This window comes from Mumia zhuanghuii (assembly GCF_042681565.1).
Lineage (GTDB): Bacteria > Actinomycetota > Actinomycetes > Propionibacteriales > Nocardioidaceae > Mumia.
On record NZ_JBHUFT010000008.1, the window covers coordinates 1,934,655 to 1,958,986 of the forward strand.

The 24,332-nt window shown below is 68.3% G+C and carries 26 protein-coding genes; 13 read left to right on the plus strand and 13 right to left on the minus strand.

The features are described from left to right. Positions 1-29: 29 nt before the first annotated feature. The 5 genes from ACFSDF_RS17765 to ACFSDF_RS17785 all read right to left on the minus strand — a co-directional run bounded on the left by ACFSDF_RS17765 (position 30) and on the right by ACFSDF_RS17785 (position 3,187). Positions 30-851 (minus strand): serine hydrolase, encoded by an 822-nt coding sequence (locus tag ACFSDF_RS17765; protein WP_167003338.1) that lies wholly within the window; start codon positions 849-851, stop codon positions 30-32. Continuing rightward, entirely contained in the window at positions 848-1,168 is a 321-nt protein-coding gene (locus tag ACFSDF_RS17770) for an Rdx family protein (protein ID WP_377158536.1), read from the minus strand. Before ACFSDF_RS17770 ends, ACFSDF_RS17765 begins: the two co-directional genes overlap by 4 nt. Then, positions 1,165-2,250 carry a threonine aldolase family protein gene (locus ACFSDF_RS17775; RefSeq protein WP_243842956.1) on the minus strand — a complete coding sequence of 362 codons (1,086 nt, stop codon included), beginning with the start codon at positions 2,248-2,250 and terminating at the stop codon, positions 1,165-1,167. The genes ACFSDF_RS17770 and ACFSDF_RS17775 overlap by 4 nt, the downstream gene beginning before the upstream one ends. A gap of 91 nt (positions 2,251-2,341) precedes the next feature. Further along, the gene (locus ACFSDF_RS17780; RefSeq protein ID WP_167003334.1) at positions 2,342-2,818 is read right to left on the minus strand and encodes an SRPBCC domain-containing protein; all 477 of its coding nucleotides are present in this window, start codon (positions 2,816-2,818) and stop codon (positions 2,342-2,344) included. A gap of 30 nt (positions 2,819-2,848) precedes the next feature. Next, the gene (locus ACFSDF_RS17785; RefSeq protein ID WP_167003332.1) at positions 2,849-3,187 is read right to left on the minus strand and encodes an ArsR/SmtB family transcription factor; all 339 of its coding nucleotides are present in this window, start codon (positions 3,185-3,187) and stop codon (positions 2,849-2,851) included. 156 nt (positions 3,188-3,343) lie between these two features. Here ACFSDF_RS17785 and ACFSDF_RS17790 point away from each other — a divergent pair, with 156 nt between their 5' ends. Then, positions 3,344-3,673 (plus strand): DUF1330 domain-containing protein, encoded by a 330-nt coding sequence (locus ACFSDF_RS17790; protein ID WP_167003330.1) that lies wholly within the window; start codon positions 3,344-3,346, stop codon positions 3,671-3,673. A gap of 81 nt (positions 3,674-3,754) precedes the next feature. Then, on the plus strand, positions 3,755-5,005 hold the full coding sequence (locus ACFSDF_RS17795) for a hypothetical protein (RefSeq protein ID WP_167003328.1): 1,251 nt from the start codon (positions 3,755-3,757) through the stop codon (positions 5,003-5,005). An 85-nt stretch (positions 5,006-5,090) separates the two neighbouring features. Here ACFSDF_RS17795 and ACFSDF_RS17800 read toward each other — a convergent pair whose 3' ends face one another. Then, positions 5,091-6,068, minus strand: a complete 978-nt coding sequence (locus ACFSDF_RS17800) for an ArsR/SmtB family transcription factor (protein ID WP_377158540.1) — start codon at positions 6,066-6,068, stop codon at positions 5,091-5,093. A 201-nt stretch (positions 6,069-6,269) separates the two neighbouring features. On the opposite strand from ACFSDF_RS17800, the gene ACFSDF_RS17805 reads away from it, so the two are divergent. The 4 genes from ACFSDF_RS17805 (at position 6,270) to ACFSDF_RS17820 (ending at position 10,644) form a co-directional block, all read left to right on the plus strand. Beyond that, complete coding sequence (locus ACFSDF_RS17805) at positions 6,270-7,373, plus strand: fibronectin type III domain-containing protein (protein ID WP_377158542.1); 1,104 nt, start codon at positions 6,270-6,272, stop codon at positions 7,371-7,373. Positions 7,374-7,431: 58 nt separating this feature from the next. Continuing rightward, the gene (locus ACFSDF_RS17810; RefSeq protein ID WP_167003322.1) at positions 7,432-8,079 is read left to right on the plus strand and encodes a potassium channel family protein; all 648 of its coding nucleotides are present in this window, start codon (positions 7,432-7,434) and stop codon (positions 8,077-8,079) included. Positions 8,080-8,154: 75 nt separating this feature from the next. Next, positions 8,155-9,399, plus strand: a complete 1,245-nt coding sequence (locus tag ACFSDF_RS17815; protein WP_377158544.1) for a hypothetical protein — start codon at positions 8,155-8,157, stop codon at positions 9,397-9,399. Positions 9,400-9,414: 15 nt separating this feature from the next. Continuing rightward, entirely contained in the window at positions 9,415-10,644 is a 1,230-nt protein-coding gene (locus tag ACFSDF_RS17820; protein WP_377158546.1) for a hypothetical protein, read from the plus strand. Positions 10,645-10,687: 43 nt separating this feature from the next. On the opposite strand, the gene ACFSDF_RS17825 is transcribed toward ACFSDF_RS17820, so the two are convergent. From ACFSDF_RS17825 to ACFSDF_RS17840, 4 genes are all read right to left on the minus strand, one after another. Beyond that, on the minus strand, positions 10,688-10,849 hold the full coding sequence (locus ACFSDF_RS17825) for a DapH/DapD/GlmU-related protein (RefSeq protein ID WP_377158548.1): 162 nt from the start codon (positions 10,847-10,849) through the stop codon (positions 10,688-10,690). Further along, positions 10,846-11,208, minus strand: coding sequence for a maltose acetyltransferase domain-containing protein (locus tag ACFSDF_RS17830; protein ID WP_377158550.1), 363 nt, complete (start codon positions 11,206-11,208; stop codon positions 10,846-10,848). The genes ACFSDF_RS17825 and ACFSDF_RS17830 overlap by 4 nt, the downstream gene beginning before the upstream one ends. Before the next feature lie 40 nt (positions 11,209-11,248). Next, on the minus strand, positions 11,249-11,848 hold the full coding sequence (locus tag ACFSDF_RS17835) for a hypothetical protein (RefSeq protein ID WP_377158552.1): 600 nt from the start codon (positions 11,846-11,848) through the stop codon (positions 11,249-11,251). A gap of 167 nt (positions 11,849-12,015) precedes the next feature. Beyond that, positions 12,016-12,579, minus strand: a complete 564-nt coding sequence (locus ACFSDF_RS17840) for a DUF6318 family protein (RefSeq protein WP_377158554.1) — start codon at positions 12,577-12,579, stop codon at positions 12,016-12,018. A gap of 83 nt (positions 12,580-12,662) precedes the next feature. On the opposite strand from ACFSDF_RS17840, the gene ACFSDF_RS17845 reads away from it, so the two are divergent. Next, positions 12,663-13,070, plus strand: coding sequence for an MmcQ/YjbR family DNA-binding protein (locus ACFSDF_RS17845; RefSeq protein ID WP_377158556.1), 408 nt, complete (start codon positions 12,663-12,665; stop codon positions 13,068-13,070). Here the strand turns inward: ACFSDF_RS17845 and ACFSDF_RS17850 are convergent. Next, positions 13,063-13,722: a DUF6318 family protein gene (locus ACFSDF_RS17850; protein ID WP_377158558.1), complete on the minus strand. Its 660-nt coding sequence runs from the start codon at positions 13,720-13,722 to the stop codon at positions 13,063-13,065. The two genes, ACFSDF_RS17845 and ACFSDF_RS17850, sit on opposite strands and share 8 nt — an antisense overlap. A gap of 113 nt (positions 13,723-13,835) precedes the next feature. Between ACFSDF_RS17850 and ACFSDF_RS17855 the strand changes: the two genes are divergently transcribed. After that, a complete protein-coding gene (locus tag ACFSDF_RS17855) occupies positions 13,836-14,570 on the plus strand; it encodes a M50 family metallopeptidase (RefSeq protein ID WP_377158560.1) in 735 nt (244 codons plus the stop codon). Positions 14,571-14,577: 7 nt separating this feature from the next. Here ACFSDF_RS17855 and ACFSDF_RS17860 read toward each other — a convergent pair whose 3' ends face one another. Together ACFSDF_RS17860 and ACFSDF_RS17865 are read right to left on the minus strand one after the other, a co-directional pair. Continuing rightward, on the minus strand, positions 14,578-15,444 hold the full coding sequence (locus tag ACFSDF_RS17860; protein ID WP_377158562.1) for an NAD(P)-dependent oxidoreductase: 867 nt from the start codon (positions 15,442-15,444) through the stop codon (positions 14,578-14,580). Continuing rightward, complete coding sequence (locus tag ACFSDF_RS17865; RefSeq protein WP_377158564.1) at positions 15,441-16,334, minus strand: NAD(P)-dependent oxidoreductase; 894 nt, start codon at positions 16,332-16,334, stop codon at positions 15,441-15,443. Before ACFSDF_RS17865 ends, ACFSDF_RS17860 begins: the two co-directional genes overlap by 4 nt. A 99-nt stretch (positions 16,335-16,433) precedes the next feature. Between ACFSDF_RS17865 and ACFSDF_RS17870 the strand changes: the two genes are divergently transcribed. From ACFSDF_RS17870 to ACFSDF_RS17890, 5 genes are all read left to right on the plus strand, one after another. Then, complete coding sequence (locus tag ACFSDF_RS17870; protein WP_370465447.1) at positions 16,434-16,808, plus strand: winged helix-turn-helix transcriptional regulator; 375 nt, start codon at positions 16,434-16,436, stop codon at positions 16,806-16,808. 167 nt (positions 16,809-16,975) lie between these two features. Next, entirely contained in the window at positions 16,976-17,248 is a 273-nt protein-coding gene (locus ACFSDF_RS17875; protein WP_167003302.1) for a DUF6343 family protein, read from the plus strand. Between the two features lie 233 nt (positions 17,249-17,481). Further along, on the plus strand, positions 17,482-17,970 hold the full coding sequence (gene nrdR, locus ACFSDF_RS17880; protein WP_139104932.1) for a transcriptional regulator NrdR: 489 nt from the start codon (positions 17,482-17,484) through the stop codon (positions 17,968-17,970). Between the two features lie 49 nt (positions 17,971-18,019). Next, the gene (locus ACFSDF_RS17885) at positions 18,020-21,001 is read left to right on the plus strand and encodes a vitamin B12-dependent ribonucleotide reductase (protein WP_377158567.1); all 2,982 of its coding nucleotides are present in this window, start codon (positions 18,020-18,022) and stop codon (positions 20,999-21,001) included. A 306-nt stretch (positions 21,002-21,307) separates the two neighbouring features. Next, positions 21,308-23,791, plus strand: a complete 2,484-nt coding sequence (locus tag ACFSDF_RS17890; protein ID WP_377158569.1) for a GmrSD restriction endonuclease domain-containing protein — start codon at positions 21,308-21,310, stop codon at positions 23,789-23,791. The last annotated feature ends 541 nt before the right edge of the window (positions 23,792-24,332 follow it).

Genomic DNA, 24,332 nt, shown 5'->3' on the forward strand with positions numbered 1-24,332 from the left:
GTCTTCGTTGCGATCGTGTCGCAGAGCGCTCAGGCGTGACCGTCGATGACGGCGCGCAGCCAGAGCCCGACCGCGCGCATGTCGTCCAGCACGCGGTCGCGCACGGACGGCTCGGCGTCGTCGTCCCACTCCGCGATCACCGCGTACGCGAGGGTGCGTGCCGGGCTGGACACAAGCCCGACGTCGCCCCGTACGGTCTCGATCGTGCCGGTCTTGTTCCAGAGGACGACGCCGCGGTCCGGACCGGCGTGGGCGAGCGGGTCGAGGCCGAAGGCGCTGGCGACCATGGACAGGTCGGTGTTCGCGCCGAGCCATCCGCTGACCATCTCGCTGATGGTGGGCGACAGGATCTCGCGGCGATGGAGGCGTGCGCAGAAGTGCGCGAGGTCTGCCGCGCACCCGACCGAGAGCGTCGGGGGGTGCTCGGGGCCGCGATCGTTGCGAACCCGGTCGAGGAGCCGACTGCGCTCCATGCCGATCCGCGTCGCCGTCTGTGTGATGGCCTCGAGGCCGAGCCGTCGCAGCAGCACGTTGGTGGCGAGGTTGTCGCTGACCGCGCCCACGAGCGTGCACGCGTCCGCGACGGGCAGGGTGTCCGTCCGCAGGAGGTGCCACAGGCCGGAGTCGGCGACCCCGTCCTCGTCCGTACGGGTGAGCGGCTCGTCCGGGTCGAGCCGCTCGGTCGCGATCTGGTGGGCGGCCTCGACGAGCAGGACGAGCTTGCCGATGCTGGCCGTCGGGAGGATGAGGTCGGGTTCGAAGGACGCGAGCACGTGGTCGTCGTCGGCGTCGCGCACCTCGACCGACCACCGGACGTCGTCGCGCAGCTGCGGGAGGGGTGGGACGGTCACGCGTCCGCCCCGGGTGCGTCGGTCGTACGGTCGGCGTGCCTGAGCGGCCGGTCCGGATCGATGCGGTCGCGCACCCGGCGCTTGAGCTCGGCGGCGTCCGGGAACCCGCCGTCGTCCTTGCGGTCCCACACGAGGTCGCCGTCGACGGCCACGCGGAAGACGCCGCCCGTCCCGGGGACGAGCGCGACCTCAGCGAGCTCGGTGCCGAACGTGCTCAGGAGCTCCTGCGCCATCCACCCTGCACGCAGCAGCCACTGGCACTGCGTGCAGTAGGTGATCTCGACGCGCGGGGTCTCGACAGGCTCGGCCGTCGTCATCCGAAGGCCTTGCGCAGCGCACCGAGGAACGCGTCGACGTCCTCGTCGGTCGTGTCCCAGGAGCACATCCACCGAGACTCGACGAAGTCCGGGTGCGCGCCGGGGCGCCAGTCGTAGAACGGGTGCTCAGCGCGTACGGCGTCCGCGACCGCGCGGGGGAGCGTCGGGAACACCACGTTCGCCTGCGTCGGGTTGGCGACATGGAGCAGCGGTGCGCCGGTCTCATGCGTACGGCCGTCGCGTGCGAGCTCGGACGCGAGCGTGTCGACGCCCTCGCGAAGGCGCGTCGCGCGCGCGTTCGAGGCGGACGCGTTCGCGAGCCACAGGTCGTCCGCAGGGTCGAGGAGGGCGGCGAGCTGCGCGGAGACGTACCGCATCTTCGAGGCCAGCTGCATCGACATCTTGCGGACGAACTCGATGCCCGCGACCGCCTCGTGGTTGAGGACGACGACCGCCTCGCCGAGCAGGATCCCGTTCTTGGTGCCGCCGAACGAGAGCACGTCGATGCCGAGGTCGGTGGTGATCTCGCGGAGGGAGAGTCCGAGGTGCGCGGCGGCGTTCGCGAGCCGGGACCCGTCGACGTGGACGCGCATCCCGTACGAGTGGGCGGTCTCGACGAGGCCACGCACCTCGTCGACGGAGTAGACGGTGCCGAGCTCAGTCGACTGGGTCAGCGATACGGCCAGCGGCTGCGGGCGGTGCGGGTCGCCGAGGTTGAGCGTGTACGGAGCGAACGACTCGGGCCGCATCTTGCCGTCGGGCGCCTCGACCGTGAGGAGCTTGATGCCGGCCACGCGCTCGGGGGCGCCGTTCTCGTCGGTGTGCAGGTGAGCGACGTCGGTGACGATCGCCGAGCCCCATCGGGGGAGTGCCGCTGCGAGCGAGACGACGTTGGCGCCGGTGCCGTTGAAGACGGGGTACGCGACGGCGTGGTCGCCGAAGTGGTGCCGTACGACCTCGGCGAGGCGCTCGGTCCACGGGTCGGCGCCGTACGAGACGGCGTGCCCGTCGTTCGCCGCGGCGACGGCCTCGAGGATCGCAGGATGAGCGGGGGCGTAGTTGTCTGATGCGAACGCTGCCACGCCGGTCAGCCTATGCGTTCCCTCCCTCCGGACGTCATACGGATCGTGGGTCGAAACCCACGATCCGTATGACGTCCGGGCCGGCAGGGGGTCACGACTCGGCGAGATGCTTGTCGAGACGGACGAAGCCCTCCTCCATGCCTCCCTCCATGCCGGACTCGACCATGCCGTCGCGGTCCTCGACCGACGTGAATGCGGTGACGTTGTCGATGCGCGTACGGCCGTCTCCGAGGTCGGTGAAGCGCATCGTCTCGAGCGAGACGTGGCCCGGGACGCCGTCGAACTCGAACGTCCGGGTGATGCCGTTCTCGACGGACGGCTCTCCGTGATAGACCCCGCGGAACCCGTACTCGGTGCCGTCGGTGTCCTTCTGGACCCACTGCCAGCGCCCACCGTCGCGGACCTCGTTGACCGGGATCTCGGTCGTGAGACGGTCCGGGCCGAGCCAGTTCTTCTGCATGTCGTCGTCGGTGAACGCGTGGTACAGACGCTCGGGCGTCGTGGCGAACGTGCGGGTGATCGTGATCGTGGTCGTGCCGGGTGCGGCGGTGACCTCGAGGTCGGACATGGTTCCCCCTTTGGGGTGGTCGGTGATCGGTCAGGAGCCGTCGGACGAGGTGTCGGCCTCGGCGAGGAGCGTCTCCAGCCGGGCGAAGCTGTCTTCCCAGTACGCCCGGTAGTCCGCGAGCCAGTCGGTGGCCTCGCGCAGCGGCGCCGCCTCGAGATGGCTGATCCGCATCGTCCCCTGCTGCGTCCGGGACACGAGCCCCGCACGCTCGAGGACCTTGAGGTGTCGCGACACCGCGGGCTGCGACATCGCGAACATCGCCGTGAGCTCGTTCACGCTGGCGTCGTCCTGAGCCAGTCGGGCCAGGATGGCGCGCCGCGTCGGGTCCGCGAGGGCCCCGAACACCGCGTCGAGCTCGTCGTCCGTCATGTTCTATAACCGATCTGTTGTATAACTGGATTGTTTTAGAATGCGCCTCTGAGCACGGCCTGTCAACCCCTCGAAACCATGACCTCCGAGGTCATCGACTTCGCGCATCCCGGCACGTGAGGCTGGGGTGACAGCACACAAGGAGAGGAGCATTTGATGACTGCGTACGCGATCGCCCACATGCGCGAGGTCTCGATGGGGCCGGAGATCGTCGAGTACCTGGAGCGCATCGACGAGACCCTGGCGCCCTTCGGGGGTCGGTTCGTCGTGCACGGCGGCACGGTGACCGAGGTGGAAGGCTCCTGGCCCGGCAACGTGATCATCATCGGCTTCCCGGACCGGGCGCACGTGACGGCCTGGTACACGTCGCCCGCCTATCAGGCGATCCTGCCGCTGCGTATCGAGAACGGGGTGTCGGACGTGATCGTCGTGGACGGTGTCGACGAGCACCACAAGGCGACGGACATCCTGACCGCTGGTACGTAACCAACCAGGCGTGACGAAGACAAAACGGACTGGCCGTGAACCCTGCGGTCCTCAAGGTGGACTGCGAAGGGGGAAACTTCCATGAACAGAACCATCCGTGTGACCGGCGCTCTGGCCGGCACCGCACTTGTAGCGGGGGTGCTGGTCGCCAGTGGCCCGAGCGCCTCCGCCGACAACGTCAGCGTCCCGCCCGTACGGACCATCAAGGGCGCCACCAACACCGAGCTGAACCAGCCGCTCGGCATGTACGTCCGAGGCGGCCACATCCATATCAGCAACTTCGGCGGGGGCTCTGTGAGCGTCTTCGCCGCCAACGCCAACGGTGACGTACCGCCGCTGAGGCACATCGCCGGCGCTGCGTCGGGGCTGTCGTCGCCGCGCCATGTCGCGGCCGACAGCGCCGGGTTCACCTGGGTCGCGAACTCGACGGCGACAGCCGCCAACCGCGTCCTCGCGTTCGGTCCGGCCGCCGACGGGAACGTCGCACCGGACTCGAAGTTCGACCCGGGGTTCGTCCCGTTCGGCATCGCGATCGACAAGAACAACAAGGTGAACGTCTCCGACAACGTGAGCACGATCAAGGTGTTCCCGCTCTCCGCGACCGGCACACCGGCTGCGGAGCGCACCATCACGAGCACCCGGCTGACCAACGCGCGTGGCCTCGCGGTCGACAGCGTGAACCGTCTGTGGGTGGCGAACGGTGGCGGCGACTCCGTCGTCGCGTTCTCGCCGGGCGCGACGGGCAACGCGACGCCGGCGCGAGTGATCAAGGGCCCGAAGACGCAGATCCAGTTCGCCACGGACGTCGCGACCGACTCGTCTGGGCGGGTGTACGTCGCCGACCACCAGGCGCACGACATCAAGGTCTTCGCCGCCAACGCGAACGGTGACGTCGCGCCGATCAAGACGCTCGGCGGACCCGCGGCGGCGCTGACGCTGCCCGCTGGGGTGTCGATCGCGTCCAACGGCACGATCGTCGTGTCCGACTACGACGGCAACGACGTCTCGTCGTTCGCCTCGCTCTTCCGGAAGGCCGCCAAGGTCCCAGGTAAGCCGCGGGCCGTGAAGGTCGCCGGCAAGCGTGGCGCGAAGACCCGCAAGGTCTCGTGGAGGGCGCCGGCGAACAACGGCGGGGCCAAGATCACCGGCTACCGGCTCGTCGTCAAGAAGGGCGGCAAGACCCTGCTGCGGAAGAACTTCGGTCCGAGCAAGCGGTCGTACAAGATCAAGCGCGCCAAGCTGCGCAACGGCAAGAACACCGTCTACATCAAGGCGAAGAACAGCAAGGGCTTCGGCAAGAACGCCAAGAAGTCGTTCCGCGTCCGCAAGTGAGGTAACACTCAGGTGGGGCAGGTCTTCGTGACCTGCCCCACCGGTGCGCTCGGGCCGACGAACCTGCGCGCGATGGCGCGGGCCGTCACCGCACCGTGCGCATCAGCTCCGCGCCGAGCTGGGTGACGGTGTGCAGCACGCTCTCGGCGTCGCGCCGGCTAGTGATCAGCCCGGCCTCGCGAAGCGTACGGGTGTGATAGCTGACCGTTCCCGCAGACACCCCCGCACGGCGGGCGATCTCCCCGTTGGTGGCACCAGCCATGCACGCCGCGAGCACCGACGCGCGGCTGCCCCCGATGAGGGCCTCCAGGGCCTGCTCCGGGTGCGCGGCGACGTGGTCCGCGGCGGTGCGGAGGAGGGGGTAGACGAGCACCTGAGGCAGCGTCGAGTCGGCGATCGTGACCGGACGCTGCCAGCAGAAGTACGAGGGGATGAGCTGGAGCCCGCGTCCGTCGAGGTAGATGTCGCGGTCGTCGACGTGGTCGAGGACACGGAGGACCGGCGGGTGCCACTGGAGCGACGGGCCGAGCCCCTGGAGAAGACCGTCCACGCCACCATCGAGGAAGTGCCGAGCGCGTACCGCCCGCTCGCTGTCGAGCACATCCTGCATCTGTCCGGCGACCGGCCCGATCACGGTCTGGTGGTAGGCGCGCAGCGTCGCGGTCAAGTGGCGACGTCCCTCCGGCGCGGCCACGTCGTGCAACGAGGTGCGGTTGCGCCGCCGCGGGTCGAGACGCGCGAGCTCCTTGGTGACGCGGCGTTCTGGGGTGGCGAGGATCGCCTCGAGCGCATCGTCGAGGTTGGCCATGCCTCCGCCCGGAGTCAGGAAGTCGGGGAAGTAGCGGGCCCGCGGGTACAGCGGCAGGAGCATCGTACGGACAGCCCGGCCGAGGGACGTACCGCGCAGCGTGCGCATGACGTCCGCGTGCCAGCGTCCGTGCGCACGGCGTCCGTGGCCGGTCTGGAGGCGGTGCAGGCTCGAGGCGACCTCCCACATCGGGTCGGGTGCGTCGGCCAGTCGTGTGCGCGCGAGGTCAAGCTCGCTGAAATGAATGCGGAGCACTGGAATCCCCCTGTCCAGGACTTCCCCAGGCTTGCAGACCTTGCGGTCGACGCGGTTCCGCTTTCAAGCGTCGTCGAAAAGCCTTCCGCGCTCCCACGCGAAGGTGTGATGCTCGTCCCTTATCTCGGGACGGGCCGGTCACAAAAGAACCGCGCTCGGTGTCGATCCCTCGTACGGACCTACGAACAGGGGAGAACGCGCATGAACCGCACACGTCTTGTCGGTGCCGTGGCCGGCGCCGCGCTCGCTGGCGGGGTGCTTGCTGCCGCTCCGGCGGAGGCGGCCGCAGCTGCCGAGCCTGTCGACGTCCGACCAGAACGCACGATCATCGGCACGCGGGGTGGAGTGAATCCGTGGGACATCCTGCTCACCGCGAGTGGACGCGTCTACGCGTCGGACTATCACCGGCACCGGGTTGTCGTGTACGGGGCCAGAGCGCGAGGAAACGCCAAGCCGCTTTACCGGCTGCAGGGCCCACGGACCAGGATCGTGAACCCAGGGGGACTGTCGCGCGACGCCAAGGGGCGGCTGCACGTCTTCAGCGACAGGCGCATCCTTGTGTTCGCCAAGAACGCCCGCGGCAACGTACGCCCGGTCCGCCAGATGCGCCCGCGTCCCAACCCCATCCCTGACAAGGCGCGCGGAGCGTACGCCACCGAGCGGAACGTCGACGGTCGGCTTTGGGTCGGCTGGGGCGAGGAAGGCTTCATCGAGGTCTTCGCGCCGGGTGCGGGCAAGGACGCCAAGCCTGAGCGAAAGATCACCGTGGACCGGCCCGGACTGTGGGAGCCGGAGATGCTGCGCTTCGACCGCGCAGGTCGGGTGTACGTCGGAACCCACACGGGTGAGGTCGACGTCCTCTCGCCGAACGCGAACGGCGTCACCAAGCCGCTCTTCACCCTCAGCAACGCGCGTCAGTCGCACATCGACGGGATGTCCATGATCCGGTCTGGCAAGCTCGCCGTGTCCGACGGACGCAAGATCGTGGTCTATCCGCGTCTCCTCGCGCCCACGCGGCCGTGGAAGGTCCGGCGGGTGACCGTGGCTCGCTCCGCTGGGGCGGCGAAGCGTGTGGTCCGGTGGCGCAAGCCGGTCGCGGACGGTGGAGCCTCAATCACGCGGTACAAGGTCACGGTCATGCGCGGCGACCGGGTCGTGAAGGTTGCCGTGGTGAAGGGCTCACGACGGTCGTACGTGCTGGCGCGGCGCGATCTGCCCGCCGGGGAGAACACCGTGCGTGTGCGGGCGAAGAACCGCAAGGGGTACGGACCGGTGGCTCAGGCCACCTTCACGGTGCGGAAGTAGCTCGTGGACGACGCGATGGTCCTGCGCACAGACACGTTGAGCCCTAGGCTCACGTGTCGTGGAGGACCAGCGTGTGCCACGAGGAGACCGGTACGGGATCTTGCTGATCCTGCTCGCCGTTGTGGTGCTGCTCGTGCCGGTCGAGAACACGCTGCTGAGACCTGTGGTGGCTGCCCTGCTCGGGGCGGTGCTGTTGTTCGCACAGCGGACGTCGGGGGCACGGCGGCTGGTGATCCTCGTGTCGATGGTCCTCGTCGTGCTGAGCGTGGTGGCGAGCGCGGTTTCGCAGATCGCGGAGGACCGCGAGGCGACGATGGCGTACTCGGCGATCGTCGTGATCCTCTGCCTGGGCACGATCGCGACGATCGCCGCCCACCTCATCCGCGATCCGTCGCTCGACGTGCACATCGTGCTCGGGGTCATCGTCGTCTATCTGCTGCTCGGCTACGCGTTCTCCGGCGTGTACGCGTTCATGGGGGCGCGAGACGGCGTGTTCTTCGCCCAGACCGACGCCATCCACAGCTCGGTCGACTTCTTCTACTTCAGCTTCATCACGATCACCACGACCGGGTTCGGCGATCTCACGCCGCTGACGGACACCGGCAAGATGATCGCCGCCTTCGAGGCGCTGATCGGGCAGGTCTACCTCGTGACCGTGGTCGCGCTCGCGGTGTCGGGCGTGACGAACCGCCGCCGCGCCGCCTGACTCGCGCTCCTCCCGCCGGGTGAGCGAAGCCTCGACACGCACATCCACATCCACATCCACACGGACGGAGCACGCATGCTCACACGACGAATCCTCGCTGCGGCAACCGCAGCGATGACAGCGGGCGGCCTCGTGCTCGCCGGCGCTGGACCAGGCATGGCGGCGGAGGATCCGCCGAGCCGTACGATCGCCGGCGACCGGGCGAAGGTCCGCAGCCCTGCGGGGCTCGCGGTCGGGCCGGACGGCACGACGTACGTGCTGCGGGCGACGAACCCGACGACCGTCCGTGTCTTCGGGCCCGGTGCACGCGGGAACGCCCGGCCGGTGCGGGTGCAGAAGCTCACCGTGTACCTCGATATCCTTGATCCGCTCGCGACCGATTCAGCGGGCCGCCTCTACGCCCTGTCAGGGGGGCCGCGGGACGTCGACACCATCGTCAAGGTCTACCCGCGCGGCGCGACCTCGCGCAAGCCGCTGCGGACGCTGGAGCTCCTGGACGACAAGACCTCGATCGCCGTCTCCCCGTCCGGAGAGATCGCGACCAACCTCGGTGGCGACAGCGAGGTCCAGATCTACTCGCGGACTGCCCGCGGCCGCGCGACACCCACCCGGGTGATCGACGTGTCGGCGGAGACGTCGGCGGGTTCGCTCGATCTGGCCCTCGGCGGCGACGGCCGTCTCTGGGTGGCGGGCGCGACGCCCAACACCCTGTTGTCGTACGCACCGGGGGCTCGGGGGAACGTCGCTCCGGACCGTCGCGTCGCCGGTCCTCGGACCGGGCTCGGTGCTGGAGCGGCGCTCGACGTCGATGCGGCCGGACGGGTCTACGTCACCCAGTACTCGGGATCCATCCCACGGATCAGTGTGTTCGCGCCGTCGGCGAACGGCGACGCGGCGCCGCTGCGCGTGCTCACGGTTCCCCCGAGGACACGGCCGCGGTACCAGCGCGGCGACGACGTGGGTCCGCGCGGCGACATCGTCGTCCCCGTGGGTGCCGACGCCGTCCGGGTCTACCGGACGATGTTCCCGACACGTGCCTCGAAGGTGCGCGCAGTGCGTGTGACCGGGAAGTCTGCGGCCGCGAAGCGGACGGTGCGGTGGAAGAAGCCGTCGTACGACGGTGGGCGTGCGGTGCGGTCGTACAAGGTCGTGATCCGCAAGGGCACCAAGGTCCTGCGGACGAAGACGCTCGGCCCGAGGAAGCGGTCGTACGTCGTGAACAAGAAGTCGTTGCGCCGCGGCAAGCTCACGGTGACAGTGCGGGCGAAGACCTCCATGGGCTGGAGCCCGAAGGTGGTGCGCCCGTTCAGGGTGCGATAGGGGGAACGACCGATGGTGACGAAACGATCGATCGCCGTAGCGGGGAGCATCGCGCTCGTCGCCGGCGGCGTGACGGTGGCTGGCGCGGGGTCCGCGAGTGCGGACACGGTGGACTATGGCCCGAGCCGGGTGATCTCCGGATCTCGAGCGCAGGTCGAGAATGCTCAGGCGGTGGGGATCGCCTCCGACGGGGCGACATTCTTCGCTCGGGTGCTGTCCGACCGGGTACGGGTGTTCGGTCCGCGTGCGGACGGCAACGCGAGTCCGTCTCACGTCGTGGCTCCAGGGCCTGCAGGAGACAAGGTGGACATCGACGTGGCGACGGACGCCGCAGGCAACGCTTACATGCTCAGGTCGATCATCGAGGGCGAGGCGAACGTCCTGACGTATCGCCCCCGCTTCTCGGGGACGAGCCCTCTGAGGCGCCTCTGGGTTCCGACCTACTCCCGAGCGTTGGCTGTTTCCCCGAGGGGCGACCTGGTCGTCGCCACCGCGAACGAGCTGTGGCTGTATCCGCCGGGCGCCACGACCCAAAAGGACGTTGGTGTCATCCTCGTGGGCCTGCTCCCCGGGCTGCCGGCGGACGGGGTCCGGGACGTCGCCATCGACGGTCGGGGTTGGATCTGGGTGGCGGTCGCCAACGAGGTGCTCGGGTACGCCCCGGGCGCCAGGGACGACGTCCCACCGGCAGTGCGCATCAAGGGCCCTCGTACCGGTCTCCGGTCGCCGCGTCACGTCGATGTCGACTCCGCGAACCGGTTGTACGTGACGGACGGGACGCGCCGGAGCATCAGCGCATTCGCGCCGACGGCGAACGGCAACGTCCGTCCGCTGCGGGTGCTACGCGGCAAGAAGGCGAGCATCAACCCGCGTGAGGCCGCCGTCGCCCTGAACGGCCGGATCGTCACGACCCGGGGGTCACGTGCGATCCAGGTGTTCTCGACGATGTTCCCGAAGCGGCCCTCGGCGGTGCGCTCGGTGCGGGTGACCGGGAAGACGCGCGCGGCGAAGCGGAAGGTGCGCTGGGCGAAGCCTGCCGACAACGGCGGCGGTGCGGTCCAGTCGTACAAGCTGGTGTTCCGCAAGGGCTCGAAGATCGTCAAGTCGGTGACGCTGAAGCCCGGGCGGCGGTCCTACACGGTGAAGAAGTCGGCGTTGCGCCGAGGAAAGCTCACCGTCACGGTCCGCGCGAAGAACATCAGCGGCTGGAGCCCGAAGGTCGTCAAGAGGTTCCGGGTGCGCTGACGCCTCCTGGGACTCGGGGCGCCGGGCGCGGGTCGTGCGTGAGTCAGAGCTCGCGGACGACCCGCGCAGGCGTGCCGGCAGCGAGGACGCCCGCAGGCAGGTCGCGCGTGACGACCGAGCCGGCGGCGACCACGGTGTTCTCGCCGATGGTGACCCCGGGGCACACGATGACGCCGCCGCCGAGCCGGACGTTGTCGCTGATCACGATCGGCTCGGCCGACGCCCACTTGTCGCGCCGCGGGCCAGGCTCGAGCGGGTGCGTTGCGGTGAGCAGCTGACGTACGGACCGATCTGGACATCGTCGCCGATCGTCACGGTCTCGACGTCAAGGATCACGAGCCCGAAGTAGTCCCCGTGCAGCGGCGGCCGGATGGCGCTGTCCTCGCCGAACCCGCCGAGCAGCTCGGTCAGGAGCTCGCGCCGCCGCTCGCGGTCGGTCGGGTTGGAGGTGTTGATCGCGTGGGTGAGGCGCTGGGCGCGCTCGTTCTCGCGGATGAGGTCGGGGTCGTCCGCGATGTAGAGCTCGCCGGCGAGCATCCGGTCGCGCATCGAGGGCTCGGTCATGCCGACCACGGTAGGAGGCCTGCCGCACGCTGCGGTGTCGTCACTCGACGAGCACCGGGGTGGCCTCCCGGGTGACGAGTGTGGCGGCGGGACCTGCGGTCGTGACGGTCTGCTCGAGGGACTGCGTCGGACCGCCATCGACGGAGTAGGAGATCGAGAAGGTGACGTCGACGCGCGGGCGGTGGGTGCGGTCGGCCTTCGTGTATTGATGGGTGACGTCCATCGCCGGGTACGGGCGGCCGGGGGTCGTGGTCGTCTTGCTGGCGCCGTCGCCGAAGTGCCATGCGTAGCGTGTCGGCTTCGCCGTGATGTGGACGCGTTGCTCGAGGATCGTTACCGTCCGGTCGAACTGAGGTGCGGTCGTCGAGAAGACCGTGTCGAGGTTCACCAACGTGCGGTCGGACGGCTGGATCGCGATCTGCGCCTTGGGGAGCGGGAGACGGCGGACTTCGCGGAGCACATCGCCGCGCGTGACCTCCGGAAGCGCGTCGACCTGCGGTGTGTTGCCGAAGCAGTCTTCTCCGAACCATTCCCACTCCTGCCCCGGGTATCGGCGCCAGATGTTATAGCGGATCTGCCCTTCCGGGCAGTTGTAGGCGAGGCTGCATGTCGTGTCACTACTGCTGGTCGGAGTGCACATCGGATCCAGGCGGTACTCGGCATCCTGCTGGCCAGAATCCTGGTCAGGCCCCGGGCTTGTAGTGCCATCGGTCGTGGACTCATCCCGTGTCTCAATGCTCTCGTCAAACGGGCTCGGCGCGACTATTGGACCTGCCAGCGCGACCGAGACCAGCAGACTGACAACCATCATGATGCGCTCTCCTGCTTCCGGATCCCATCGAGGCTCCACCCGCGGCCGTTCCAGCCGAGTTCGTAGAGGTATCGGTACTTCGCCGCCCGAACGAGCATCTCTTTTGAGTCAGCCGATTCCCGATATCGGTAGTCAGACGAGGTGTGTTCTGCCGCGACCATGAAGGCGCCATCGATGAGTTGGCTACTTGTGACAAGGGTTCGGTATCGCGGACTTTCGGAGTAGCCTCCGCCAACCCGGACACGATCTACGAATCCGATCATTTCTCCGCACGCGTCACAGTCGGGAGCGGAGAGAGCATCAAGGTGACGTGTGTCTAGCGTTGTGACGGTGTAGTTAAAGACTTCGTTCCAGTACTTCACAAAGGCGGCGGCGCCGTCGGCGCTGTGCTTGGTCGCCTCGGGCGGGATCGTCGGTGCGGAAGGTGTGGGGGAGGGCGATGCGCTGGCGGTGGTCGGCGGTGCCGATGTGGGGTCGCCGTCAGCCGGCTCCTCACCCGTACACGCGGTGACCGACAGCAGAGCGACGGCCGCGGCCAGCGCCGTACCCAGGCGAGTCATGCCGCAAAACGTAGTGGCAACCCAGGTCCTGCGGAAGGCTCCGTTGCACGTCCTGTGGACGAAAGGCTGGTTGACTCTCCTGCATGGCTCACCCGGTGATGTTCAGTGACGACGACCCCGGCCTGGCAGAGCTGCGCGCGATCTGCCTCGCCTATCCGGGAGCCGACGAGCACGTGTCGCACGGCCGTCCGACGTTCCGGTGCGGCAAGATCTTCGCCGCGTTCGGCGGCTCCGAGAAGGTGCGCCCCGGCGAGCACCGACAGGTACGCAGTGCGCTGCTCGTCAAGGTGGACGAGTCGGAGATCCCGGCGCTCGACGAGGACGAGCGGTTCTTCGTCCCTGCGTACTACGGCCCGTTCGGCTGGCGAGCACTCGACCTCGAGGATCCCGACGTCGACTGGGACGAGGTCGCCGAGCTCGTCGACGCCTCGTACCGGCTCATCGCACCGAAGCGTCGCATCGCCGAGCTCGACGCGCGCGAGGTCAGCTGAGCAACGGCGAGAACCGCGGGCGGGGCGGGGCCTTCATCGGGAAGTCGGTGTCGTACCCGTCCGGCATCAGAGCCGCCTGGTCGCTGAGGAAGATCACCCGCCACCGGCCGTCGTACCGCCTCGCGCGGAGCAGGTGGTGGTGCTCGGTCTTGCGCACACGGTTCGGTTTGGCGTCGGCGCTGCGGCGGTAGGCGTAAGCGTCCGCCTCGACGTCGGCGGCGGCCACCTTGTAGTCCTGCTCGTCCATCGCGTGCGTGTAGTAGGGGTCCCACCAGAAACCGGTGATGCCCCCGTCGGTCTTGTACGCGCGGTCGATCTGGTCGGCGACGTTGTCGCAGCCGCGGCACTCGGCCGCCGAGGCCTGGCGCAAGGGCCGCGTGTCGCCGGTGCGGGCGGCGTGGTTGATGAGGCGGTAGTAGTGCTCGAAGAAGACCTGTGCCGCCGCCGCGGTGAACTCGTCCGCGGCGCGCGAGAGCGTCGGGACGAGGACGGCCGGCTCGGCAAGCTCGGTCGATGTGCGGGCAACGGTGGTCGTCGGGGTAGCCGTCTGCGCGGAGGCCGGCCGTTCCTGCGGCCCGCACCCGGCCCCGTACGAGGAGACGACGAGGACAGCGAGGACGAGGGCGAACGACGAGCGAAGTTGAAGAGGCATGCGCGGCAGGTTAGGGCGACTCGCCGGTGTGGCGTCGCCCCTCGACACCGCACCTGTGGACAACGTGGCACTGGGGACGCTGCCGATAGGTCAGAACGCCTAGGGTTCATGGCGTGACCTTCGACGACCTCGACGCGCGGCTCGCCACCGTGGACCCCGCCACGTACACGACGGCGGACCTCACGGTGTGGGCGTTCGCCCTGGTGGTCGCCATCCTCGCTCTCACCGCTCCGGCCTGGCGTCGTACGAGCGTCGTCGTCACCGTCGCGCACGAGCTCGGACACGCCCTCGGTGGCGTGTTCGCGGGCCGCAAGCTGACCGCGTTGCGCGTACGGCTCGACGCGTCGGGCGTCACCCACACCCGCGGCAAGGCGCAGGGGTTCGGGATGGTGGTGTGTGCGTGGGCCGGCTATCCGGCTCCGGCGATCGCCGGACTGATCGCGGTGCTCGTTGCGGTCAAGGGCTGGGCGGCGCCGGGGCTGTTCGGGCTCGCAGTGCTGTTCGCGGTGTGCCTGCTGTGGGCGCGCAGCGCGTTCACCGTCCTCGTCCTGGTCGGCTGTGTGGCGGCGTCGGCAGCGCTGTGGTGGTGGGCGCCGCCGGTCGTGCAGAGCGGTGCGGCGGTGGGCGTCGGCGCGTTCCTCGTCCTTGGTGGTCTGCGCTCGGTCGTCGACACGTGGCGCAGCCGCCACTGGCACCGCAGCCGCGGCGAGTCGGACGCCGTGGCGCTCGAGACCCTCACGCGAGTCCCGGCGTCAGTGTGGCTGGCGTCGTTCTGGCTCGCCACGGCTGCGTGCGCCGGGGGAGTGGCGTGGATGCTTGCCACCACCATCGGCCGCGTTATCAGTTGAGTCAGTGTCAGCGCGCCTTGATCACCTCGAAGATGCTCGTCCAGTTGTCCGCGCCGTGCCCGGCGGCGATCGCCCGCTCGTAGTGCGACAGCACCGCCTGAGGCAGCGCGGTGTCGACCCCGGCGGACTCGCTCGCGCCGAGGATGTGCGCCGCGGTCGCGCCCATCATCGTGGCCGTGCTCAGGTCACCCGGGTGGATGCCGTCGTCGAACGCTTCCGCGCCGTCCTCACTGAGCCCGGTCATGTCGGCGATGCCCGCGAGGGTGGCGAGGGCGTCGGGCAGGAACTCGGCAGCACCCACACCCGCCGTCCTGACGAGCGCGACCGCGTGCGCGATCCCCGACAGCGCGGTGAGGAAGACGTCGAGCTGCGCCTGGTAGAGCAGCTGCGCCGCGCCAGGATCCTCGCCGACGTAGCGAGGCTCGCCGAGCAGCGCGAGCACCTTCTCGTACGGCGTGAAGGCGTCGGCTGGCCCGCTGTAGTAGACGTACGCGTCCTTGCCGCCGAGCATCGGTGGCGGCGCCATGACGCCGCCGACGAGGAAGGCCGCGCCGTGCGCGTCCGCCCACCGGGCCGCCTCGCGCGTGACGTCGGGAGTGTCCGAGCTGAGGTTCACGAGTGTGCGCCCGGCGATCGCTTCGGGGTCGCGCCCGAGGATGTCGTCCATCGCCGCGTAGTCGGTCAGACTCAGCACGACGAGCTCGCTCGCGGCGAGCGCCTCCGACGGCGTCTGCGCACGGACGGCGCCCGCGGCGACGAGGTCGTCCGCCCGCGAGGCCGTACGGTTCCAGACCGTCACGTCGTGGCCGGCCGCGAGGAAGATCCGCACCATCGCCTGCCCCATCGGTCCGAGCCCGATGACCGTCACCTTCATCGCGCCGCTCGCGTCGTTGCGGGGCGGGCGATGCTCTCGTACACCCGCGCGAACCCGTCCTTGCCGTGCCCCGCGTCGATCTGTCGCCGGATCAGCCCCTGGACGGCCGCGACGACGCCGGGCGCGACACCAGCGTCGGCACTCGCCTGGACCATGTCCGACAGGTCGGAGAAGTCGAGGCTCTGCTGCCCGGCCACGCCGTAGTCGCCGCCGTCGACCACCGCGGCGTAGTCACGGAACGCCGGCACCATCGCCGACACGAACGGGACCGCGCTCTCGGCGAACGCGCTGGCCGAGATCCCGGCTGTCGCGACCATCGCCGCGCCGTGGAAGAACCCGGCGAACATCGCGTACATGCCGGCGAGCAGCGCGAGGTCGTACAGCGCTGCCGCTCCGGCATCCTCGCCGAGGTACGGGCTCTCGCCCCACGTCTCGAGGACGCCGCGCCACTCCTCGTACGCGGCCGGGGATCCGCTGTAGAGGACGAGGGAGCCCTCCCCACCGATCATCGGCGGCGTGGCCATGACGCCGCCGTCGAGGTACGCCGCGCCGTAGCCGTCGGCCCAGGCAGCGAGTGCGCGCGACTGCTCGGGCGTGGTGGTCGTGACGTTCACGACCGTACGGCCGGCGAGTGCGTCGGCGACCGGGTCAAGGACCTCGCGTACGGACGCGGCGTCGAGCAGACACACGACGACCAGCGACGAGGCGGTCACGGCGTCTCGTACGGACGGGGCTTCGGTCGTGCGGGCGGAGTCGAGGTCGTCGGCGCGGCCCGGCGTACGGTTCCAGACCGTCGTGGGGTGGCCCGCGGCGGCGATGGTGGTCGCGAGGGCGCGGCCCATCGAACCGAGGCCGAGTACGGTCACGGTGGAGTGGGTGGTGGGTGTCATGCCGTCCACGATCGCGGCCGGCGGCGGTCCGCGGAAGAACGCACTTCATTGTGCGGTTCTCACCTTCAGGTAACCGACCACTGACCGACGGGGGACCCGATGACTGGCAGCACGGTAGAGGCAGCAAAGCCCGACATGCGGCGACGGGGCCCGTACGTCTGCGGGCTGGACGCCGCGATGGACGTCGTCAGCGGGAAATGGAAGGCCCTGATCCTGTGGGAGCTCGAGGCGTACGGCACGCGCCGGTTCGCGGAGATCCACCGCGGGCTGCCGGGCGTGAGCCACAAGGTCCTCACGCAGCAGCTGCGCGAGATGGAGGCCGATGGCCTGCTGCGCCGCGAGGTGTTCCCCGAGGTGCCGCCGCGGGTCGAGTACTCGCTGACCGAGCACGGGGTCTCCCTCAACGCCGCGCTCGAGTCGCTGGGGGGCTGGGGAGTGGGGCGGATCGCGCGCCTCGAAGCGGCCGCCGACTGAGCAAGAGGGGTCCGCTCAAAACTCTCGTACACCGTACGCGTACAGCGTACGAGTGATCGTGCCAACGACCCTGTCCATGCAGGTCAGCCCGCCCGTACGAGGTGCGGGTCAGGGGATGGATCGGCGTGCTCGCGGTGTTGTACAGGTAACAGCGAAGGAGGTCCGTCATGAGCTCACACTCCCGCTCCGGACCGCACCTGAGGCGTACCGGCGCTGAGCCCAAGGAGGCCCTCAGTGCGTACGGGATGCGCCTCGGCCTGTCCCTCGGAGGTCTCGTCGTCTTCACCGCGCTCGCGCTGTGGGCCCTGCTGGCGCCGGACGCCACCGACACCCTGGTCGTCCTGGGCGTCGCGAGCGCCGTGATCGCGGTCGTCGCCCTCGCGGACGTGGTGCTGGTCGTACGCGGCATGCGGCGCTCTCGGCCGCGGCACCGCGGGTGAGACCCGCGACACGCCGCGCCGTACGCCCAAAACCGCCTCTGACCTGCGAGGACAGAAATGTCGGCGCGACACGTGAGACTGAGTTGCATGGGCTGGGTCGGACGCGTACGGTAGCCACTACATCTAGTACTTACACGGATGTAGTTATCCACATCTAGTCCACAAGGGCCAGTGGCGAACCCCACAGGAAACCGTGGTTCTCCACATTTCCGTCCACAGCGAGAGGAGCCGAGATGCACTGCCCGTACTGCCGGCACACCGACACCCGGGTCCTCGACAGCCGCGTCGCCGACGACGGGGGAGCGATCCGCCGCCGCCGGAGCTGCACCGCGTGCAACAAGCGCTTCACGACCGTCGAGCAGATTCAGCTCACGGTGTGCAAGCGCTCGGGTGCCACGGAGCCGTTCTCGCGCGACAAGGCCGTGAGTGGAGTGCGCAAAGCGTGCAAGGGCCGCCCTGTGGACGAGGACGACCTGGCGCGACTCGGCCAGCAGGTCGAGCACGCGCTGCGTGCTGCCGGGGGAGCAGAGGTGAGCTCGCACGAGGTGGGGCTCGCCGTGCTCGAGCCCCTCAAGGCGCTCGACAAGGTCGCCTACCTGCGGTTCGCCAGCGTCTACAAGAACTTCACGGACGTGTCGGACTTCGCGGACGAGATCGCGACGCTGATGGCGGCCGACGCCGACAACGAGTTCGCCGCGGAGCAGCGCTCCGCCGGTAGCTGAGACTCAACACCACATTTCACGGGGCAACATGGGGGAGAAGGGGCATCACATGACGGAGACGGTCAACGGACCGAGCGGGGCTGCGCGGGGGCGCAAGACCACCAAGCGTGCAGGCAAGGGCCTCACGATCAACCGGGTCTACACCACGGAGGGCGTGCACCCGTACGACGAGGTGACGTGGGAGCGTCGCGATGTCGTGCAGACCAACTGGAAGACCGGAGCCACGGTCTTCGAGCAGCGCGGGGTGGAGTTCCCCGACTTCTGGAGCGTCAACGCGTCGACGATCGTCACCACGAAGTACTTCCGTGGCGCGGTCGGCACCGACACGCGTGAGCAGTCGCTCAAGCAGCTGCTCGACCGCGTCGTGCTGACGTACGTGAAGGCCGGCAAGGACAACGGCTACTTCGCGACGGACGCCGATGCCGAGGTCTTCGAGCACGAGCTCACGTACATGCTTCTTCACCAGGTCTTCAGCTTCAACAGCCCGGTGTGGTTCAACGTCGGCACGTCGAGCCCGCAGCAGGTCAGCGCCTGCTTCATCCTCGCGGTCGACGACTCGATGGACTCGATCCTCAACTGGTACAAGGAAGAGGGTCTGATCTTCAAGGGCGGCTCGGGCGCCGGCCTCAACCTCTCCCGCATCCGCTCCAGCAAGGAGCTGCTGCACTCGTCGGGCGGTACGGCCTCGGGTCCGGTGTCGTTCATGCGCGGCGCCGACGCGTCTGCGGGGACGATCAAGTCGGGCGGCGCGACGCGTCGTGCGGCCAAGATGGTCGTGCTCGACGTCGACCACCCCGACATCGAGGAGTTCGTGCAGACGAAGGCGCGCGAGGAGGACAAGATCCGTGTCCTCCGTGACGCCGGCTTTGACATGGACCTCGGCGGGCAGGACATCTCGTCTGTCCAGTACCAGAACGCCAACAACTCGGTCCGCGTGACCGACGAGTTCATGCAGGCGGTCGAGGAGGGTTCGGAGTTCGGGCTGCGCGCTCGTACGACCGGCGAGGTCATCGAGACCATCGATGCCAAGAAGCTCTTCAAGGACATCGCTCAGGCCGCGTGGGAGTGTGCCGACCCGGGCATCCAGTACGACTCGACGATCAACGACTGGCACACCACGCCGGAGACGGGTCGCATCACCGCGTCCAACCCGTGCTCGGAGTACATGCACCTCGACAACTCGTCGTGCAACCTGGCCTCGCTCAACCTGCTGAAGTTCCTGCAGGACGACGGCTCATTCGACGTCGCCACGTTCGTCAAGGCGACCGAGCTGATCATCACAGCGATGGACATCTCGATCACCTTCGCCGACTTCCCGACCGAGGCGATCGGCGACACGACGCGCAAGTTCCGTCAGCTCGGTATCGGCTACGCCAACCTCGGTGCGCTCCTCATGGCGTCGGGCCTCGCGTACGACTCCGACGGCGGCCGCGCCTTCGCCTCGGCGATCACGTCGCTGATGACCGGCACCTCCTACCGTCGCTCGGCGGAGCTCGCCGGCATCGTCGGCCCGTACGAGGGCTACAAGCAGAACGCCGAGCCGCACGCTCGCGTGATGCGCAAGCACCAGGCCGCCAACGACGCGGTCCGCACGATGCACGCGATGGACATCGCCGTGCACCGTGAGGCCACGAAGCAGTGGGCCAAGGGCATCGAGATCGGTACGAAGCAGGGCTGGCGCAACGCTCAGGCGTCGGTGCTGGCTCCGACCGGCACGATCGGCTTCATGATGGACTGCGACACGACCGGCATCGAGCCGGACTTCTCGCTGGTCAAGTTCAAGAAGCTCGTCGGTGGCGGCTCGATGCAGATCGTCAACCAGACGATCCCGGTGGCGCTCAAGAAGCTCGGCTACACCAACGAGACGATCGAGGCGATCGTCGAGTACATCGCCGAGCACGGCCACGTCATCGACGCGCCGGGCCTGAAGACCGAGCACTACGAGGTCTTCGACTGCGCGATGGGGGAGCGGTCCATCAAGCCGATGGGTCACGTCCGGATGATGGCGGCGGCGCAGCCGTTCCTGTCGGGCGCGATCTCCAAGACGGTCAACATGCCGGAGTCGGCGACCGTCGAGGAGATCGGTGACATCTACTTCCAGGGTTGGAAGCTCGGCCTGAAGGCGCTCGCGGTCTACCGCGACAACTGCAAGGTCGGCCAGCCCCTGAGCACCGGCAAGGGCGAGAACAAGGGCGTCGACTCGAACAAGACCTCCTCCTCGGTGGTTGAGCCTGTCGAAACCAAGGAAACCATCCGCGAAGTCATCGTCGAAAAGCCGATCCGCAAGCGCCTCCCCAAGACGCGTCCGTCGCTGACGACCTCCTTCACGGTCGGCGGCGCCGAGGGCTACATGACCTCGGGCTCCTACCCGGACGACGGCCTCGGCGAGGTGTTCCTCAAGCTCGGCAAGCAGGGCTCGACCCTGGCCGGCGTGATGGACGCGTTCTCGATCGCGGTGTCGATCGGGCTCCAGTACGGGGTGCCGCTCGAGACCTACGTCCAGAAGTTCACGAACCTGAAGTTCGAGCCGGCCGGTCTGACCGACGACCCGGACGTGCGGATGGCGCAGTCGATCATGGACTACATCTTCCGCAGGCTCGCGCTGGACTACCTCCCGTTCGAGGTGCGCTCGCAGATGGGCATCCACTCGGCCGACGAGCGCCAGCGCCAGCTCGACACCGGCAGCTACGCCCCGATCGAGGACGAAGTCTCCGAGCCCGAGTCGCTGAAGACAACCTCATCCCCGGTGGTTGAGCCTGTCGAAACCACCCCGCCGGTTGAGCCTGTCGAAACCAAGGCCGCCAAGGCCGAGCTCGCCCGCGAGTCCCAGGTCGACGCCGTGGACGCGGAGATCGTCGCCGAGTCCGCCCGCCCGGCACCGAAGCAGGCGCACACCAGCGCCGAGCTGCTGCAGGTGATCTCCGGGACCGAAGTCGACGCACCGCTGTGCTTCACCTGCGGGACCAAGATGCGCCCGGCCGGCTCGTGCCACGTGTGCGAGGGCTGCGGAGCGACGAGCGGCTGCAGCTGAGCGGAGTGAGTGAGTGGGGCGGTCCCGACCGGGGCCGCCCCACGCGCCTGTTCGGGTACATTTCTGGGCCGAGGTTCTGTGTGTCCGCTGGTCCGAACGGCGCAGGCCTGCGAGGTGATGATCGAAGCTGGTGGGGCCCGGACGGTCTGCTGTCCCGGGTTAGCCAACAGGTCCGCGAGACTGCGCTTCAGGATCACTGACGCGAAGGGATCAGGTTTCGCGAGGTGTTGTTCGAAGTAGGTAGCCGACCTCGTCTACGATGATCCGTTTCATTCCCGTGCCCAACACTCGGGGCCGCAGGGCATGATGGCATCCGTGGAGACCAACGTCCGGACGCCAATGCAGATCTTCAGCCTTCCGCAGCAGCTCGTCGTGCCGCTCTTCCAGCGGCCCTACGTGTGGGAGCAGGACGAGCAGTGGGCTCCGTTGTGGAGCGATATCCGACGCCTGACCGAGGTGCGGCTTCGTTATCCGTCGTCCACGGCGACTCACTTTCTCGGAGCGGTGGTCGTACAGGCTCAGGACGGGCAGCTCGGCAGCATGCAGGCGAGCAACATCATCGACGGCCAGCAGCGGCTCACCACTCTGCAGGTGCTGATGGATGCCGCGGCCTCCGTTCTGGAGGCAGCCGGACTCGACACGCTCGCGGGGCAACTCGAGAGCCTGACCCATAACCAGGCCACCTTCGTGCGTGCGGGAGAGTCACGTCTCAAGATCCGCCACACCAATCGCGACCAGGCTGCGTTCGACGAGGTGATGGACGCCGAGCCGCCCATCGATCACACGAACCTTAAGCACGCGTCCTCGAAGATCACTCGGGCGCACGCGTACTTCACTGACGCTGTCGCCACGTGGCTTGGCGACCTGGAGGGGGACGAGCACGCCGGGCGGGCGAACACACTGGCTGCGGTGCTCGCGAGCGGGCTGCAGTTGGTCGCCATCAACCTCACGGCCACCGAGAACTCCCAGGAAATCTTCGAGACCCTCAATGCGCGCGGCACTCCGCTAACGGCAGCAGACCTAATCAAGAACTTTGTTTTCCAACGCCTCGCCGCTGACGGCGCCGACACACGCCGCGCCTATGCCGAGGACTGGCCGTTCGACACGAAGTTCTGGGAGACCGATGTCAGCGTCGGCCGATACCGGGTGAGTCGTGGCTCGCTCTTCCTCAACCAGTGGCTAGCCTCGCGCCTAGGTGAGGAGATCAGCCCCCAGCAGACGTTCACCCGATTCAAGGCGTACGTCGAGCACGATGCCGGCCAGAAGATGAGTGAGTTGCTGCCGATCATCAAGCAGCAGGCAGACACGTACGAGTCGTGGACGGTTGCCGCCGACGACAAGGACCGGCAGCTCACCGCAGTCGAGATGTCCCTCTATCGCATGAAGGCGAGCGAGCTGGAACTGCTGAAGCCGCTCCTGATTTGGCTTCATGAGCCGGAGCGCTCGCTGCCCGCCGATGTCATTGCCGGCGCGGCAGCTGTGGCAGAGAGCTGGATCATCCGCCGAATGTTCCTGCGACTCACGACTTCCGACCTCGGCCGTGTCGTCGCGGAGATCATCCGGATTCATGGTGACGCTCCCGCAGACGAACTGGTCGGCCGGGTTCGGGGCCACCTTGCCCGGCTCAATGTGTCCAGCACCTACTGGCCAGGTGATGACGAGATCCGAGCCGCCCTGACCCACGAGGCCGCCTATCGGCGCTTCAAGGTGGCCCGACTGCGAGTCTTCCTCGAAGCCGTGGAGAACGAGTTCCGACGCGGGACGAACCAGCCGCAGGTGCCGCGACGCGGTTACCCGATCGAGCACGTGCTCCCACAGAAATGGCAGGACAACTGGCCTGTCGACGGGCTCGAAGCTGAAATCGAACGTGGAGCGCACGTCCATCGCCTCGGCAACCTGACCCTGCTTACGAGCTCCTTGAACTCGAAGGTGTCCAACTCCGCGTGGAGCCGGAAGCGCGAGGCGCTGCACGATCACGACACCTTGCTCCTGAACAGCCGACTGCTCAGCTATTCAGGGGACGCGGAATGGACCGAGGACAGGATCGACACGCGATCCACTCAGCTCATCGATGTCCTGCTGAAGGTGTGGCCGGTTCCCGACGGTCACGTCGGGCAGGTGGTCGATCCGCGGGACAAGAGCCAAGACTGGGTCGAGGTCAAAGACCTGGTGGCGTCGGGGTTGCTCGAGCCCGGCACGCGACTCACGCCGCGGCAAGGAAGTTGGGAACCTCACGAAGCGGTGATCCGCGACGACGGGGCCCTTGACGTGGACGGCCACTTGTTCGGGTCGCCGTCTGGAGCCGGTCGCCACGTCAAGGGCAGCGTGACGAACGGCTGGACCTTCTGGAGCCTCCCCGACGGCCGTCGCCTGATCGACGTTCGAGCGGCATTCCGAGGCGAGAAGCCGAAAGACCTGCCCTGGACTGCGGCACTGCCCCGCATCGAATGGAGCGAGGAGGACCTGGCCGACTACGCAGCCGGCACCGCTGAGCTCACTCTCCGGCTGCTCGACCACGTCGCCACCGAACGCGCTGATGAGCTGCTCTCCGGGCCAGACTTCGCTGTCATCGGGATGACGCCCGAGCAGGTCGCCGGGGTTACTGGCGCGATGGCACGCAAGATCTATAACGACTATGAGCGATCGAACCCGCCGATCGAGTTCGTCGAGTTCGATGGCCGCTGGCACTACCGAATGATCCCCAACACCGCGGCGGCGTGGCGTTCGGTGCGTGCACTCGAGCAGATGGCTGCCCCCAGCGATGAATCCGTTGACGGCTCGAAAGGTTGATCTGACGCGGGCAGGAGCCCGAGTCTCCGAGATTTCGTCGGGACGTGCTGTCCAAGGGAGTGTGGCGAGCAATGAGGCCGAGCGAGCCGCACTTCATAAGGAGGCTCATCACAATCGAGGGTGTACGAGTCGGGGTCTGAACCCGCCGAGGTGAACCGCCCCGGCATGTCCAGAGTCTCCGGACATGCCGGGGCGGGGCAGTCGACGGCCAGCCGGGGACTGCGGATGTGGCCTCGTACAAGTGAAGGCCTGTGGTGGCCGGGCGTCTTTCTGTTGGTGATCCGCCGCCACTCTAGGTCGACCGATCTCACCGGGTGGGAGTGTCAGTCTGCGTGATCTGGTCCCGCCAATCCGCGAAGCTCGGCCGGTCCGCGAGGACCTGCTCGTAAGCCTCGGCGAGTGCGTCATCGTCAGGCTCTGGGAGGTCCACTTCGTCGAGCGGCACGTCCAGCGCCCACGCCACCATGCCGCCACCTGAGCGAGGGTGTTTGGGAATTTCCCAACACCTCGACGCTGGCGAATCGTCCTCCTACACCCTCCA

Excerpts from the sequence above, each read along its gene's own strand:
- ACFSDF_RS17770 (WP_377158536.1), bottom strand. The coding sequence starts at position 1,168 with ATGACGACGGCCGAGCCTGTCGAGACCCCGCGCGTCGAGATCACCTAC.
- ACFSDF_RS17780 (WP_167003334.1), bottom strand. The coding sequence starts at position 2,818 with ATGTCCGACCTCGAGGTCACCGCCGCACCCGGCACGACCACGATCACG.
- ACFSDF_RS17785 (WP_167003332.1), bottom strand. The coding sequence starts at position 3,187 with ATGACGGACGACGAGCTCGACGCGGTGTTCGGGGCCCTCGCGGACCCG.
- ACFSDF_RS17790 (WP_167003330.1), top strand. The coding sequence starts at position 3,344 with ATGACTGCGTACGCGATCGCCCACATGCGCGAGGTCTCGATGGGGCCG.
- ACFSDF_RS17795 (WP_167003328.1), top strand. The coding sequence starts at position 3,755 with ATGAACAGAACCATCCGTGTGACCGGCGCTCTGGCCGGCACCGCACTT.
- ACFSDF_RS17805 (WP_377158542.1), top strand. The coding sequence starts at position 6,270 with ATGAACCGCACACGTCTTGTCGGTGCCGTGGCCGGCGCCGCGCTCGCT.
- ACFSDF_RS17815 (WP_377158544.1), top strand. The coding sequence starts at position 8,155 with ATGCTCACACGACGAATCCTCGCTGCGGCAACCGCAGCGATGACAGCG.
- ACFSDF_RS17830 (WP_377158550.1), bottom strand. The coding sequence starts at position 11,208 with ATGACCGAGCCCTCGATGCGCGACCGGATGCTCGCCGGCGAGCTCTAC.
- ACFSDF_RS17835 (WP_377158552.1), bottom strand. The coding sequence starts at position 11,848 with ATGTGCACTCCGACCAGCAGTAGTGACACGACATGCAGCCTCGCCTAC.
- ACFSDF_RS17840 (WP_377158554.1), bottom strand. The coding sequence starts at position 12,579 with ATGACTCGCCTGGGTACGGCGCTGGCCGCGGCCGTCGCTCTGCTGTCG.
- ACFSDF_RS17845 (WP_377158556.1), top strand. The coding sequence starts at position 12,663 with ATGGCTCACCCGGTGATGTTCAGTGACGACGACCCCGGCCTGGCAGAG.
- ACFSDF_RS17850 (WP_377158558.1), bottom strand. The coding sequence starts at position 13,722 with ATGCCTCTTCAACTTCGCTCGTCGTTCGCCCTCGTCCTCGCTGTCCTC.
- ACFSDF_RS17860 (WP_377158562.1), bottom strand. The coding sequence starts at position 15,444 with ATGAAGGTGACGGTCATCGGGCTCGGACCGATGGGGCAGGCGATGGTG.
- ACFSDF_RS17865 (WP_377158564.1), bottom strand. The coding sequence starts at position 16,334 with ATGACACCCACCACCCACTCCACCGTGACCGTACTCGGCCTCGGTTCG.
- ACFSDF_RS17870 (WP_370465447.1), top strand. The coding sequence starts at position 16,434 with ATGACTGGCAGCACGGTAGAGGCAGCAAAGCCCGACATGCGGCGACGG.
- ACFSDF_RS17875 (WP_167003302.1), top strand. The coding sequence starts at position 16,976 with ATGAGCTCACACTCCCGCTCCGGACCGCACCTGAGGCGTACCGGCGCT.
- nrdR (WP_139104932.1), top strand. The coding sequence starts at position 17,482 with ATGCACTGCCCGTACTGCCGGCACACCGACACCCGGGTCCTCGACAGC.
- ACFSDF_RS17885 (WP_377158567.1), top strand. The coding sequence starts at position 18,020 with ATGACGGAGACGGTCAACGGACCGAGCGGGGCTGCGCGGGGGCGCAAG.
- ACFSDF_RS17890 (WP_377158569.1), top strand. The coding sequence starts at position 21,308 with ATGGCATCCGTGGAGACCAACGTCCGGACGCCAATGCAGATCTTCAGC.